14 protein-coding genes are annotated in these 13,551 nt (G+C 72.6%); 11 read left to right on the plus strand and 3 right to left on the minus strand.

Features of this window, described 5'->3' with window-relative positions:
• Positions 1-38: 38 nt before the first annotated feature.
• On the minus strand, positions 39-1,514 hold the full coding sequence (locus IEZ11_RS25365; protein ID WP_189265178.1) for an MFS transporter: 1,476 nt from the start codon (positions 1,512-1,514) through the stop codon (positions 39-41).
• Between the two features lie 208 nt (positions 1,515-1,722).
• Between IEZ11_RS25365 and IEZ11_RS25370 the strand changes: the two genes are divergently transcribed.
• Positions 1,723-2,379 (plus strand): TetR/AcrR family transcriptional regulator, encoded by a 657-nt coding sequence (locus IEZ11_RS25370; protein ID WP_189265179.1) that lies wholly within the window; start codon positions 1,723-1,725, stop codon positions 2,377-2,379.
• Here the strand turns inward: IEZ11_RS25370 and IEZ11_RS25375 are convergent.
• Positions 2,363-3,403, minus strand: coding sequence for a zinc-dependent alcohol dehydrogenase (locus IEZ11_RS25375; RefSeq protein WP_229713348.1), 1,041 nt, complete (start codon positions 3,401-3,403; stop codon positions 2,363-2,365). The genes IEZ11_RS25370 and IEZ11_RS25375 overlap by 17 nt on opposite strands.
• A 284-nt stretch (positions 3,404-3,687) precedes the next feature.
• Here IEZ11_RS25375 and IEZ11_RS25380 point away from each other — a divergent pair, with 284 nt between their 5' ends.
• The 4 genes from IEZ11_RS25380 (at position 3,688) to IEZ11_RS25395 (ending at position 7,328) form a co-directional block, all read left to right on the plus strand.
• Positions 3,688-4,410: a response regulator transcription factor gene (locus tag IEZ11_RS25380; protein WP_229713349.1), complete on the plus strand. Its 723-nt coding sequence runs from the start codon at positions 3,688-3,690 to the stop codon at positions 4,408-4,410.
• Positions 4,411-4,711: 301 nt separating this feature from the next.
• Positions 4,712-5,941 carry a cytochrome P450 gene (locus IEZ11_RS25385; protein WP_189265181.1) on the plus strand — a complete coding sequence of 410 codons (1,230 nt, stop codon included), beginning with the start codon at positions 4,712-4,714 and terminating at the stop codon, positions 5,939-5,941.
• Between the two features lie 32 nt (positions 5,942-5,973).
• Positions 5,974-6,171: a ferredoxin gene (locus tag IEZ11_RS25390; protein WP_189265182.1), complete on the plus strand. Its 198-nt coding sequence runs from the start codon at positions 5,974-5,976 to the stop codon at positions 6,169-6,171.
• Entirely contained in the window at positions 6,168-7,328 is a 1,161-nt protein-coding gene (locus tag IEZ11_RS25395; RefSeq protein WP_189265183.1) for an NAD(P)/FAD-dependent oxidoreductase, read from the plus strand. Before IEZ11_RS25390 ends, IEZ11_RS25395 begins: the two co-directional genes overlap by 4 nt.
• 80 nt (positions 7,329-7,408) lie before the next feature.
• On the opposite strand, the gene IEZ11_RS25400 is transcribed toward IEZ11_RS25395, so the two are convergent.
• The gene (locus tag IEZ11_RS25400; protein ID WP_373294978.1) at positions 7,409-8,221 is read right to left on the minus strand and encodes an EamA family transporter; all 813 of its coding nucleotides are present in this window, start codon (positions 8,219-8,221) and stop codon (positions 7,409-7,411) included.
• A 141-nt stretch (positions 8,222-8,362) separates the two neighbouring features.
• Between IEZ11_RS25400 and IEZ11_RS25405 the strand changes: the two genes are divergently transcribed.
• The 6 genes from IEZ11_RS25405 (at position 8,363) to IEZ11_RS25430 (ending at position 13,539) form a co-directional block, all read left to right on the plus strand.
• Complete coding sequence (locus IEZ11_RS25405) at positions 8,363-9,220, plus strand: LysR family transcriptional regulator (RefSeq protein WP_189265185.1); 858 nt, start codon at positions 8,363-8,365, stop codon at positions 9,218-9,220.
• Between the two features lie 104 nt (positions 9,221-9,324).
• Positions 9,325-9,975, plus strand: coding sequence for a GntR family transcriptional regulator (locus IEZ11_RS25410; RefSeq protein ID WP_189265186.1), 651 nt, complete (start codon positions 9,325-9,327; stop codon positions 9,973-9,975).
• A 52-nt stretch (positions 9,976-10,027) separates the two neighbouring features.
• Complete coding sequence (locus tag IEZ11_RS25415; RefSeq protein ID WP_189265187.1) at positions 10,028-10,783, plus strand: PIG-L deacetylase family protein; 756 nt, start codon at positions 10,028-10,030, stop codon at positions 10,781-10,783.
• Positions 10,780-11,493: a 4-carboxy-4-hydroxy-2-oxoadipate aldolase/oxaloacetate decarboxylase gene (locus IEZ11_RS25420; protein ID WP_189265188.1), complete on the plus strand. Its 714-nt coding sequence runs from the start codon at positions 10,780-10,782 to the stop codon at positions 11,491-11,493. The genes IEZ11_RS25415 and IEZ11_RS25420 overlap by 4 nt, the downstream gene beginning before the upstream one ends.
• Positions 11,490-12,608 (plus strand): 4-oxalomesaconate tautomerase, encoded by a 1,119-nt coding sequence (locus IEZ11_RS25425; RefSeq protein ID WP_229713350.1) that lies wholly within the window; start codon positions 11,490-11,492, stop codon positions 12,606-12,608. Before IEZ11_RS25420 ends, IEZ11_RS25425 begins: the two co-directional genes overlap by 4 nt.
• Positions 12,589-13,539, plus strand: a complete 951-nt coding sequence (locus IEZ11_RS25430) for a catechol 2,3-dioxygenase (RefSeq protein WP_189265189.1) — start codon at positions 12,589-12,591, stop codon at positions 13,537-13,539. The genes IEZ11_RS25425 and IEZ11_RS25430 overlap by 20 nt, the downstream gene beginning before the upstream one ends.
• The last annotated feature ends 12 nt before the right edge of the window (positions 13,540-13,551 follow it).

Genomic DNA, 13,551 nt, shown 5'->3' on the forward strand with positions numbered 1-13,551 from the left:
CGGATCACCGGGCGCGGATCACCGGCCGCGTCCGCCGCTCAGTGCACGGCCTCGGCCGAGGCCTCGGCGGGGGCCGCCGCGGCGGGCTCCGGGTCCGCGGGGCGCCGGCCGGGCAGGAAGGAGGCGAGGACGAAGGCCAGGACGGCCGCGCCCGCGCCGAGCGCCATGACCACCTTGAAGCCGTTCTCGGAGGGCAGGGTGGTGCCCCCGAGGCTGATGGTCAGCTGGGCCAGCACCACGCCCGCGACCGCGCTGGCCACCGATGTGCCGATGGACCGCATCAGCGTGTTGAGGCTGTTCGCGGCGGCCGTCTCCGACGCCGGGACCGCGCCCATGATCAGCGCGGGCATCGCGCCGTACGCGAAGCCGACACCGGCGCCGATGACGCAGGAGACCAGGACCAGGTGCCAGACCTCGGACATCAGGACGATGTTGAGGCCGTAGCCCACGGCGACGATCACCGCGCCGATCATGAGGGTGATCTTCGGGCCCCTGGCCTTGGTGATGGCGGCCGAGACCGGGGCGAAGCCCATCATCACCAGACCCTGCGGCGCCATCACCAGACCGACCGTGAGCATCGACCTGCCGAGGCCGTAGCCCGTCTGGGTCGGCAGCTGGAGCAGCTGCGGGAGCACCAGGGACATCGCGAACATCGAGAAGCCGAACGCGATCGAGGCGAGGTTGGTGAACAGCACCTGACGGCGGACCGTGGTGCGCAGGTCGACCAGCGGCTGGACGGTGCGCAGTTCGAAGAAGCCCCAGGCGAGCAGCACGACGACCGCCAGCGCGAACAGGCCCAGCGTGGTGCCGCTGGCCCAGCCCCAGTCGGCGCCCTTGGAGACGGCGAGCAGCAGCGAGACCAGGCCGACCGCGAGGCCCGCCGCGCCGACCGCGTCGAAGTGGCCGCCCGAACGCACCGTGGACTCCGGCACCAGCAGCAGGACCAGCGCGAACGCCACGACACCGAGGGCGGCCGAGGTCCAGAACAGCACATGCCAGTCGTAGTGGTCCGCGATGAAGGCCGCGGACGGCAGACCGAGCGCGCCGCCGACGCCCAGCGAGGCGCTCATCAGGGCCGTCGAGCCCGCGAGGCGCTCCGGCGGCAGCTCGTCGCGCATGATGCTGATGCCCAGCGGGACCACGGCGGCCGCGAGGCCCTGGAGGCTGCGGCCGATGATCATCGGGACCAGCGAGTCGCTCAGCGCGGCCACCACCGAGCCGGAGACCAGCAGCACCAGGCTGACCAGCAGCATCAGCCGCTTGCCGAACATGTCACCGAGGCGGCCCGCCACCGGGGTGGCCACGGCGGCGGCCAGCAGGGTCGCCGTCACCGCCCAGGCCGCGTTGGACGCGGAGGCGTTCAGGTACTTCGGCAGCTCCGGGACGATCGGGATCACCAGGGTCTGCATCAGCGAGACGGTGATGCCGGCCAGGGCCAGCACCGCCACCACCGCGTTCGGGCTCGTTCGCGCGGGTCGCACGGACCCGGCGGGCTGGACAGGGGCTTCGGGCATGGGAGGGGCCTCCGTAGGCAGGGCAGGGCGACTGGCCCATTAATTTAAGTCAACCGCTTGACTTACTCTAATCGCAGGGTGTCACCGCACTGCGCGGCCCTGCCGCGTAGGCTTTTTCGGCTGGACCTCGCCGCTTCGGGCGAGGCCCCGGTACGGCTCGCGGGACCGGCCGGTCCGGGTGGTGCTCGGTCCCGGAGCGGTGGTGGGCATGGCGGGCAGGACGGCGCGGGCGGACCAGGTCAGCGCGACGCGGGAGGCCATCCTGGGCGCGGCGGAGCGGCTCTTCGCCGAACAGGGCGTGTACGCCGTCTCCAACCGCCAGGTGAGCGAGGCGGCCGGCCAGGGCAACAACGCGGCGGTCGGCTACCACTTCGGCACCAAGGCCGACCTGGTCCGCGCCGTCGCCGCCCGGCACTTCGACCGGATCGAGGAGATCCGGGTCCGCCTGCTGGCCGAGGTCGGCGACTCCGACGACGTGCGCGACTGGGTGGACTGCCTGGTCCGCCCGATCACCGAGCACATCGCCGGCCTGGGCAGCCCGACCTGGTACGCCCGCTTCTGCGCCCAGGTCATGACCGACCCCGCCCTCTACGACATCATGGTCGAGGAGTCCCTCACCTCGCCGTCGCTGCGCCGGGCCGTCGAGGCGCTGAACCGGCTGCTGCCGGAACTGCCCGCCGAGGTCCGCACCGAGCGCGGCCTGATGGCGCGGACGCTGATCCTGCACACCTGTGCCGAGCGGGAGCGCGCCCTCGCCGAGGGCATCGCCACTCCGCGCGCCACCTGGAGCGACGCGGCCACCGGGCTCACCGACGCGCTCCTCGGCCTGTGGCTGGCGCCCGTCTCCGCTACGCGTCGAACGTGACGACGACCTTCTCCGCGGCCCCCGGGGTCAGCGCCAGCTCGAAGGCGCGGTGCACATCGGCGAACGGGACGCGGTGGCTGATCAGCTTCGCGAACCGCTCGTGGTGCTCGACCAGTTCGGGGGTGACCTCGAAGATCTCCGAGGGGTAGCCCTGCGAGGCGACGAGGGTCAGCTCGCTGCGCAGCATGCCGCCGAGGTCGATCTCGCCCTTCTTCTGCACGGCGACCATGACCAGCCTGGCGTGCCACTGGGCATTGGCCACCACGGTGTTGAAGACCGCCGGGGCGCCGGCCGCGTCGATGAAGACGTCGGTGCCGGGGCGGGGCTGACCCAGCGCGTTGGCGCTCTGCCCGTGCAACTGCGTCAGCCGCGCGGTGACGTCCTCCTCCGCGGAGTTGATCACCGCGTCCGCGCCCACGGCCAGCGCCTTCTCCAGCCGGGCCGGGATGACGTCGACGACGACCACGTGCCGCACGCCCCGCAGCTTCAGCCAGATCGCCGCGCCCAGCCCGATCGGACCGGCGCCGAACACGACCACCTTGTCGTCCGGTCCGGCCTCCGAGCGGTTGACCGCGTGCCGGGACACCGCCATCGGCTCGTTGAGGGAGGCGACCTCGAACGGCACGGTGTCCGGGATCACCGCGACGCTCCGGCCGACCTCGGCGTTCTCGATCAGCAGGTACTCGCTGAGGGCGCCGTGGCGGCCGCCGCAGCCGATGATCCCGGTGGGCGCGTCCTGCGGGTTCACCACCACGCGGTCACCCACTTCGAGTCCCGTGACGTCGGCGCCGGCCTCGACGACCTCGCCGGCCGGCTCGTGGCCCAGGGCGATCGGGACCAGGTCGCCGCCCAGGTGGGCGCGGGCGGGCATGCCGCCCATGTGCAGGAAGGTGACGTCGGTGCCGCAGATGCCGCCCGCGCGGATCTTGAGCAGGACGTCCTTGGGGCCGGGTACGGGACGCTCGACGTCCACGACCTCGATCCGGCCGACGCCGCCGGTCTGTACGGACTTCATCGTGGCCATGGGTGACTCTCGCTTTCTGGTGGTGCCGTGGAGGCTCGGCGGGCCGTGCGGCCGAGGGGGTGTCCTCGAACCGGTCGCCGGGCCGGGGGGAGTGGGCCGGCGACCGGCCCGAGGGCCGCGCCGGTTCCCGTCCCCACGGGCCCGGCGCCGGGCCTGCCGCCGGGCAGGCCCCCGGGGTGGCCTCCGCTCAGGACGACCCCGGTTACTTGAGTTAGGCAAGCATATGTGGCTTACTTGAGTCAAGCAAGCGAATTGCCCCGCGCCTCGAACGGATGGGTCACCCCGTGTATGGCAGCTACCCCTTACCCCAAGCGCTCGCCCGTGGCGGCGGGCAACGGCTCCTGGTCGCCGCCGGCGATCCGGACACCGCCGAACTCCTCACCTCGGTACTGGAGCTGGCGGGCTACCGGACCGGTGTGGCCGACAGCGGCGCCGAGCTGGCGCGGCGGCTCGCGGAGCACCGGTTCGACCTGGTCGTCCTCGACGCCGAACTGTCCGGTCTCGACGACCTGGCCCGAGGCGGCCGCTTCGAACCGGCCTACCGGCCCCCCGTCCTGCTGCTCGCCGCCTGCGAGTCCCTGGCCCGGCTGGTGCCCGAACTCCGCGCCGGCGAACGGGACTGCGTCACCAAGCCCTTCCGGATCGCCGAGCTCCTCGCCCGGGTCAAGGTGCTGCTCCGGGACGTGGCCGGCGGCCGGCGGGGCGGCATGCTGGACCACGCCGACCTGGTCCTGGACGACGGCAGCTGCCGGGCCCGCCGGGGCGGCCGCACCCTCGACCTCACCCCCGCCGAGTACCGGCTGCTGCGCCACCTCCTGGTCAACTCCCGGAAGGTGCTGTCCAAGGAGCAGATCAGCCGCTACGTCTGGGGCGAGTTCCGGGGCGGCAACGCCATCGAGCAACTGGTCTCCCGGCTCAGGCGCAAGGTCGATGGCGGCGGCCCCGCGCTGATCCACACCCGGCGGGGTTTCGGCTACTGGCTGGGGGAGTCGTCGGGGCCCGGCTGAGGGCTCCGCCGACTGCTTCGCGAGGGAGCCCATGAGCAAATGCGCCGAGGGGCGGGAGGTCCGTCCGGCGAGGCGGGCGGTGCGGGGCGGCGGTCGACCGGGCGGGCCGGTGTGCGGTGTTGCCGGTCGCGTCAAGGTCATTCATCCATCCGGGAGTTGGTGGTACCGGTCGGCTGCGCCGTCCATGGTCGCGATGTTGTCGCGTGACCTGGGTCACGTCAGGTCGATGTCAGGGAACTGACTGGAAGCGGTCAGCGCGCCCTGTTTGCATGTGCTCATCCCCCACACCGAGGAGACAGTGATGGCCGACACCCTGACCGTTGCCGGACCCGGCCCCTCCGCACCGGTCCCCGAGTTCCCGATGCCCCGGGCCGCGGGCTGCCCCTTCGACCCGCCGCCGGGCCTGGGCGCCGCCCGGGAGGAGGGACCGCTCACCAAGGTCCGGCTCTGGGACGGCAAGGACTACTGGCTGCTCACCCGGTACGCGGACCAGCGCGCCGTGCTGCTCGACCCCCGGGTCAGCGCCGACCTCACCCGGCCCGGATATCCGCTCCAGGCCCCCAGCAACGGCACGAACAACATCAGCTTCATCCTGATGGACGACCCCGAGCACGCCCGGCTGCGCCGCATGGTCACCGCGCCGTTCGCGATCAAGCGAGTCGAGGCGCTGCGCCCGGCCGTCCAGAAGATCGTCGACGACCTGATCGACGAGATGCTCGCCGGTCCGCATCCCGTCGACCTCGTCGAGGCGTTCGCGCTTCCCGTGCCCTCCCTCGTCATCTGCGCGCTGCTCGGAGTGCCCTACGACGACCACGACTTCTTCCAGGAGAACAGCAAGGTCCTCATCAGGCGGGACGCGGACATGGCGGACCGGGCGGCCGCCCACGGGAAGCTCGTCGGCTATCTCGACCAGCTGATGGGCGAGAAGACGGCGCACCCCGGCGACGACCTGCTCTCCGGGCTGGTGGCCCGGGTGCGGTCGGGCGAGCTGACCCGGACCGATGCCGCGCAGATGGGCGTCCTGCTGCTGCTCGCCGGGCACGAGACCACCGCCAACATGATCGCCCTCGGCACCCTCGCCCTGCTCGAACACCCGGAACAGCTGGCCCTGTTGCGGGACACCGACGACCCGAAGCTGATCGCGTCCGCGGTGGAGGAACTGCTCCGCTACCTGAGCATCGTGCACGGCGGCCGGCGCCGGGCGGTCCTGGCGGACATCGAGGTCGCCGGTCAGGTGATCCGGGCCGGTGAAGGCGTCATCATGCCGAACGACCTCGCCAACCGCGACCCCGAGGCCTTCCCCGACCCGGACCGCCTCGACCTCACCCGCGACGCCCGCCGTCATGTCGCCTTCGGCTTCGGCGTCCACCAGTGCCTGGGCCAGCCGCTGGCCCGGATGGAACTCCAGGTCGTCTACGGCACCCTCTACCGCCGTGTCCCCGGTCTCAGGGCGGCCGCCGGCATCGGCGAACTGCCCTTCAAGCACGACGGATCCGTCTACGGCGTCCACGAACTCCCGGTCACCTGGTGACCCGGCCCCCCACCCGCAGCAAGGAGAACACCATGCATGTCGAACTGGACGAACCGAAGTGCGTCGCATCCGGGCAGTGCGTGCTCGCCGCCCCCGAGGTGTTCGACCAGCGGGACGAGGACGGCATCGCCTTCGTCCTGGACGAGCAACCGGCCGGGGACACCCTGGACGCCGTGCGTGAGGCCGTGGCGATCTGTCCGGCCGCCGCGATCCGGCTGGTGCAACGGTGAACCGGATCGTGGTGGTCGGCGCCTCCGCGGCCGGACTCGCGGCCGCCGAGACGCTCCGCCGCGAGGGCTACGACGGCACGCTGACCCTCGTCGGCGACGAACCGCACACCCCGTACGACCGGCCGCCGCTGTCCAAACAGGTGCTGTCCGCCGAGTGGGCACCGGACCGGGTGACTCTGCGGGCGCCGATCGAACTCGACTCCCTGGGACTGGAGTTGAGACTGGGGGTGGCGGCGGGCGGGCTGGACGTGGCGAACCGTACGGTGCGGCTGGCCGACGGCTCGGCGGTGCCCTACGACGGGCTGATCGTGGCCACGGGGGTACGGCCGCGCCGGCTGCCCGGCGAGGGAGCGCATGTGCTGCGCACCCTCGACGACGCGCTCACCCTGCGGGAACGGCTCGGTCCCGGGCAGCGGCTGGTGGTGGTCGGCGCCGGCTTCCTCGGTGCCGAGGCCGCCGCGGTCGCCTGGCGGCTGGGCGCACAGGTGACGCTGCTGGAACCGGCGCCGGTGCCGCTCGCGCACGCGGTCGGCGAGGAGGTGGGCCGGGTGCTGGCACGGGCCCATCTGGAGCGGGGCGTGGACCTGCGGACCGGGGTCACGGTGACCGAGGTGACCGAGGACGGGGTGCGGCTCGCCGACGGGGCGGAGATCGAGGCCGACGAGGTGCTGGTGGCGATCGGCTCGCTGCCCAACACCGAGTGGCTGGCCGACAGCGGGCTGACCGTGGGCGACGGGGTCGTCTGCGACGAGTACTGCGAGGCCGCGCGAGGGGTGTACGCGGCGGGTGACGTCGCCCGTTGGTACAACCCGCTGTTCGGGGTCTCGATGCGGATCGAGCACCGGACGAACGCGGCCGAGCAGGGGATGGCCGCGGCCCGCAACCTCCTCGATCCCGGGGCCCGCAAGTCGTTCGCGCCGGTGCCGTACTTCTGGTCCGACCAGTACGAGATGAAGATCCAGGCGTACGGGTATCTGCGGGGGCACGAGGAAGCGCGGGTCGTGGAGGGGGAGTTGGAGCAGGGGCGGTTCGTCGTCGGGTATCGGAGAGGGGAGCGGTTGAGCGGGGTGCTGGCGGTGGGGATGCCGCCGAGGGTGATGCGGGGGTGGCGGCAGGCGATCGCGGTGGGGGCGGGGTGGGGGGAGGCCGTGGGGTGACGGGCTGGTTCGGCTGGGGGGAAAACTGCGGGCCGGTGGGGGCTGGTCGCGCGGTTCCCCGCGCCCCTTGCGGGGCGCCCTCAGCCGGCCCTCGCTGCAATGCTGAGCGTGTTCGCGGCCACAACCGCGGCGATCCCCGCCCACTCCGGCGCTCCCAGGCCCTGGCCCAGCACCACCCACCCCACCACGGACGCCAGGACCGGGTTGACGCTCATGAACAGGCCGAAGGTCTGGGCCGGGATCCTGCGCAGGGTCAGCAGGTCGGCCAGGTACGGCACCGCCGACGACAGGACACCCGCGGCGACCGCGCACAGGACGGCCCCGGCCGTCGGCGGATGCCGTACCGCCACCACGATCCCGACCGGGAGGAACGTCAGCGCTGACACGCAGGCCGCCGCCGCCGGGCCCTGCGCCCCCGGTATCCGGCGCCCGACCACCCGGTTGAGCAGGATGTACGACGCCCAGCAGCCCGCGGCGACCAGGCCCAGGGCCATGCCCGCGTAGTCGGTCGACGGCTGGGGGCGCATCAGCACCACCACCCCGGCCGCCGCCAGCACCGCGCAGCCCGCGTCCAGCCGGCGGCGGGCCGCGGTCAGGGCGACGGCGAGTGGGCCCAGGAACTCCAGGGTGACCGCCAGGCCCAGGCCGACCCGGTCGATCGCGGTGTACAGGGTCAGGTTCATGGTTCCGAAGACCATCGCGAGCAGCAGCACCGGCCACCACTGCTGCCAGGTGAAGTCCCGCGGGCGGGGCCGGCCGACGGCCACGAGGACGAGGGCGGCCACGTACTGCCGTACCGCCACCACCCCGAGCGGGCCGAGGACCGGGAAGGCGAGGGAACCGACCGCCGCGCCGGTCTGGTTGGACAGGCCGCTGCCGAACATGGTCGCCACGCCGGAGAGCCGCGACGGCGCGGCGAGCGGGACCGTGGCGGAGGGGGCCGGGCGTTCGAGGACTCGTCGCATGGGAGGAGAGTCCGCCCCGGGGGATCCTTGCGCACAATGCATGCGCCCCGGGATCTATACGCTTGGTGCATGGATGAGGTCGAGCTGCGGCAGCTGCGCTGTCTCGTCGCCATCGTGGACGAGGGCACCTTCACCGACGCCGCGATCGCCCTGGGGGTGTCCCAGGCGGCGGTGTCCCGTACTCTGGCGGCTCTCGAACGGGCCCTGGGCGTAAGGCTGTTGCGGCGGACCTCGCGTGCGGTGACGCCGACGGCGGCCGGGGTGCGGGTGGTGGAGCGGGCCCGGCGGGTGCTGGCGGACGTGGCCGGCCTGGTGCAGGAGGCCGCCTCGGGGCCCTCGCTGCTGCGCATCGGGTACGCCTGGTCGGCGGTGGGGCGGCACACCGTGGCCTTCCAGCGAGGCTGGCGCGCCGCGCACCCGGGGACCGAGCTGCATCTCGTGCGGGTGAACTCGGCGTCCGCCGGGCTGGCCGAAGGGGCGTGTGATCTCGCGGTGCTGCGGCGCCCGCCCGCGGACCGGCGGTTCGACTCGGCGCTCGTCGGGCTGGAGCGGCGGCTGTGCGCGCTGGCCGCCGACGATCCGCTGGCCCGGCGCCGGACCCTGCGGCTGGCCGATCTCACCGGCCGGATCCTCCTGGTCGACCGGCGTACCGGCACCACCACGCCGGAGCTGTGGCCGGCCGAGTCGCGGCCGGTCGTCGAGGAGACGCACGACGTCGACGACTGGCTCACGGCCATCGGGGCGGGCCGTGCGGTCGGCGTGACCGCCGAGTCGACCGCCCACCAGTACCCGCGGCCCGGCATCGTCTACCGGCCGGTCCGGGACGCCGAACCCGTCGCCGTCCGGCTGGCCTGGTGGCGGGACGACCCGCACCCCGCCCACCAGGCCGTTCTCGAACTGCTCAGCGAGCTGTACCGGGTCGGCTGAGCACCCGCTGCGCCGGAATGTCCCGGCAATACGGCAGACAAAATTGTTGACAATCTTGTTTGGCTAGATTTACGTTCGACAGGCACTCACTCAGGGAGGGCGCAATGCCGAAAGAAGCCCGTCCGAGCACCGGAGAGCAGGCCAAGCAGCATGCGTTCACGCTGCTGCGGCAGGCGATCCTGCACGGCGAGATGGCACCGGCCCAGCGGCTGGTGGAGAACGAACTCGCCGAGGAGTTCGGTGTGACGCGGGCCAGTATCCGTGCGGCACTGATCGATCTGGAGGCCCAGGGACTGGTCGAGCGGATCCGCAACCGCGGCTCGCGGGTGCGGGTGGTGACCGTGGAGGAAGCGGTCGCGATCACCGAGTGCCGCATGGTCCTGGAGGGACTGTGCGCGGCGAAGGCGGCCGTCGCGGCCAGCGACGAGCAGCTCACCGAGCTCGCCGACCTCGGGGCGGCCATGACCAAGGCCGTCGCCGGCGGCGAACCGGTCACCTACTCGGAGCTCAACCACGCGCTCCACGACAAGATCCGGGAGATCTCCGGCCAGCAGACCGCCGTGGAACTGCTGGAGCGGCTCAACGCCCAACTGGTGCGGCACCGCTTCCAGTTGGCACTGCGCCCGGGGCGCCCCCAGCAATCCCTGAACCAGCATCTGGCGATGATCGAAGCGATCAGGGCCAGGGACCCACAGGCGGCCGAGGCGGCCGTCCGCGCCCACCTCACGAGCGTGATCGACGCACTGAGCGACTGAGAACGCCCGGGGCTGGGTGGGCGCACACCTGTCCACCAAGGAGAGTCTTTCCATGACGCACGCCAACGCGCCCGCCGAAACCCCACCGCGATCCACCCTGGTCGTCACCGCGCACGCGGGGGACTTCGTGTGGCGGGCGGGCGGAGCCATCGCCCTGGCCGCCTCCCGGGGCGAGAAGGTCACCATCGCGTGTCTGACCTTCGGCGAGCGCGGTGAGTCCGCCAAGGCGTGGCGCGAGGGCCGGAACCTGGAGGAGATCAAGGCGATACGCCGGGAGGAGGCGGAGAAGGCCGCCGCCGTGCTCGGCGCCGAGGTCCGTTTCTTCGACGCGGGCGACTACCCGCTGGTCGCCTCCGCCGAGCTGACCGACCAATTGGTCGCCGTCTACCGCGAGACCCAGCCCGACGTCGTGCTCACCCACCCCGTCGACGACCCGTACAACGGCGACCACCCGGCCGCCAACCGGATGGCCCTGGAGGCGCGCATCCTCGCCCAGGCCATCGGCTACCCGGGCGCGGGCGACATCATCGGCGCCCCGCCGGTCTTCTACTTCGAGCCGCACCAGCCCGAGATGAGCGGCTTCAGGCCCGAGGTCCTGCTCGACATCACCGAGGTCTGGGACACCAAGCGCAAGGCGATGGAGTGCCTCGGCGCCCAGCAGCACCTGTGGGCCTACTACACCGACCTCGCCGTCCGCCGGGGTGTCCAGCTCAAGCGGAACGCGGGTCCCAACCTGGGCCTGGCGCACACCACCATGGCCGAGGCGTTCATGCGGCCGTTCCCGCAGATCGCGAAGGAGCTGGCGTGAGCGGCGTGATCGTCACCGACCCGCCGAAGGCGGAGCTGAAGGACGTGGACGCCCTCGCCGGCTTCGGGGTGGCCACCGTGAGCGAGGCGATGGGACGGACCGGCCTCCTCGGTCCGGGGATCCGGCCCGTCCAGCAGGGTGTACGGGTCGCGGGCACGGCCGTCACGGTGCTCAGCTGGCCCGGCGACAACCTCATGATCCACGCGGCCGTCGAGCAGTGCGGCGAGGGCGACATCCTGGTCGTCACCACCACCTCGCCCTGTACGGACGGGCTGTTCGGCGAGTTGTTCGCGACCGCGCTCAAGCAGCGCGGGGTGCGCGGTGTCGTCCTCGGCACCGGCGTCCGCGACACCCAGGAGCTGCGGGACATGGGCTTCCCCGCCTGGTCCCGGGCGGTCTCCTCGCAGGGCACGGTCAAGGCCACCGGCGGCTCGGTCAACGTGCCGATCGCCGTCGACGGCCAGCTGATCAACCCGGGTGACGTGATCCTCGCCGACGACGACGGCGTGGTGGTCGTACCCCGCGAACGCGCCCGCGCGACGGTCGAGAAGTCCGAGGCCCGCGAGGCCAAGGAGGCCGCGACCCGCGCCGCCTTCATCGGCGGCCAGCTGGGCCTGGACCGCTACGGACTGCGGGAGACCCTCCAGCGGCTCGGCGTCGAGTACCGGACGTACGAGGAGCACACGGCGCACGAGGGGCGGACCAAGTGACCGGGCCCGCGGAGGTGCGCTGCATGCTGATGCGCGGCGGCACCTCCAAGGGCGCCTACTTCCTGGCCGAGGACCTGCCCGCCGACCCCGCCGCCCGCGACGGCCTGCTGCTGCGGGTGATGGGCAGCCCCGACCCGCGCCAGATCGACGGCCTCGGCGGGGCGCACCCCCTCACCAGCAAGGTGGCGGTCGTCTCGGTGTCGGAGGACCCGGAGGCGGACGTCGACTACCTCTTCCTCCAGGTCGCCGTCGACCGGCCGGAGGTGACCGACCGTCAGAACTGCGGGAACATCCTGGCCGGGGTCGGCCCGTTCGCCGTGGAGCGGGGGCTCGTGGCGCCCGGTGACGGCGAGACCTCGGTACGGATCCGGATGCTCAACACCGGGGAGCGGGCCGTCGCCACCTTCCCGACCCCGGGCGGGCGCGTCGACTACACCGGCGACGCCGAGATCTCCGGGGTGCCCGGCACGGCCGCCCCGGTGGTGATCGAGTTCCCGGCCGGCGCGAACCCGCTGCTGCCCACCGGCAACGTCCGCGACACCGTCGCGGACACGGTGGTCACCTGCGTCGACAACGGCATGCCGACCGTGCTGATCGCGGCGCGCGCCCTCGGCGTCACCGGATACGAGTCGCCCAAGGACCTGGAGGAGGACCTGGCCCTCGCCGACCGCCTGCGCGAGATCCGGCTGGCGGCGGGGAAGCTGATGGGCCTCGGGGACGTCGAGACCGCCACCGTGCCCAAGCTCAGCCTGCTCGCCCCGCCCCGGGACGGCGGCGCGGTCACCACCCGCACCTTCATCCCCGTCCGCTGCCACACCTCGATCGGTGTCCTCGGCGCCGCGAGCGTGGCCGCGGGGCTCAGGCTGCCCGGAGGTGCGGGGGAGGGGATCGCCCGGCTCCCGGACCACGGCGACCGGGTCCGCATCGAACACCCCACCGGATTCCTGGAGATCGACACCAGTGTCGACCCCGGCTACGGCACCTCCCCGCCGGCCGCCCGCCGCACCGCGGTGGTCCGCACCGCCCGCAAGCTCTTCGACGGCACCGTCTTCCCGCGCGCCGCCGCCATCCCCGCACGACCTCAAGGAGGCAACGATGGCTCCGCCCCTCGGTGACATCGCCCATATCGGCCACGCCCAGCTCTTCACCCCGGACCTGGACGCCAGCGTCGCCTTCTTCACCGACTACCTCGGGCTGACCGTCAACGGCCGGGACGGCGACACGGTCTATCTGCGCACCTACGACGACTACGAGCACCACAGCCTGGTCCTCACCGCCCGCGACCGGCCGGGCCTCGGCCGGCTCGCGCTGCGCACCTCCGGCGAGGAGGCCCTCCACCGCCGTGTCAAGGCGATCGAGGAGGCCGGCGGCACCGGCCACTGGGTGGAGGACGAGCCCGGCCTCGGCAAGCTCTACGTCACCACCGACCCGGACGGCCACGAACACGCCCTCTACTGGGAGAGCGAGCACTACCAGGCGCCGGACGAGCTCAGGCCCGCGCTGAAGAACCAGCCGCAGGCCAAACCCAACCGGGGCGTCGGCGTGCGCCGCCTGGACCACGTGAACTTCCTGGCCGCCGACGTGCTCGCCAACTCCGAGTTCCAGGAGCGGGTGCTGGGGGCCAGGCCGACCGAGCAGGTCCGTCTCGACAACGGGACGATCGCGGCCCGCTGGCTGACCTTCACCCACAAGTCGTACGACGTCGTCTACACCTCCGACTGGACCGGGTCGACCGGGCGGCTGCACCACATCGCCTTCGCGACCGACACCCGCGAGGACATCCTGCGCGCGGCCGATCTCGCCATCGACACCGGTGTGTTCATCGAGACCGGCCCGCACAAGCACGCCATCCAGCAGACGTTCTTCCTGTACGTCTACGAGCCCGGCGGCAACCGGATCGAGCTGTGCAACCCGCTCACCCGGCTGGTGCTGGCGCCCGACTGGCCGCTGGTCACCTGGACCGAGGCCGAGCGGGCCAAGGGGCAGGCGTGGGGGCTCAAGACGATCGAGTCCTTCCACACCCACGGGACGCCGCCGGTCGGCTGATCCGGTTCCGGG

Origin of the sequence: Streptomyces fuscichromogenes (assembly GCF_014645815.1) — a bacterium.
In the GTDB taxonomy this organism is placed as follows: domain Bacteria; phylum Actinomycetota; class Actinomycetes; order Streptomycetales; family Streptomycetaceae; genus Streptomyces; species Streptomyces fuscichromogenes.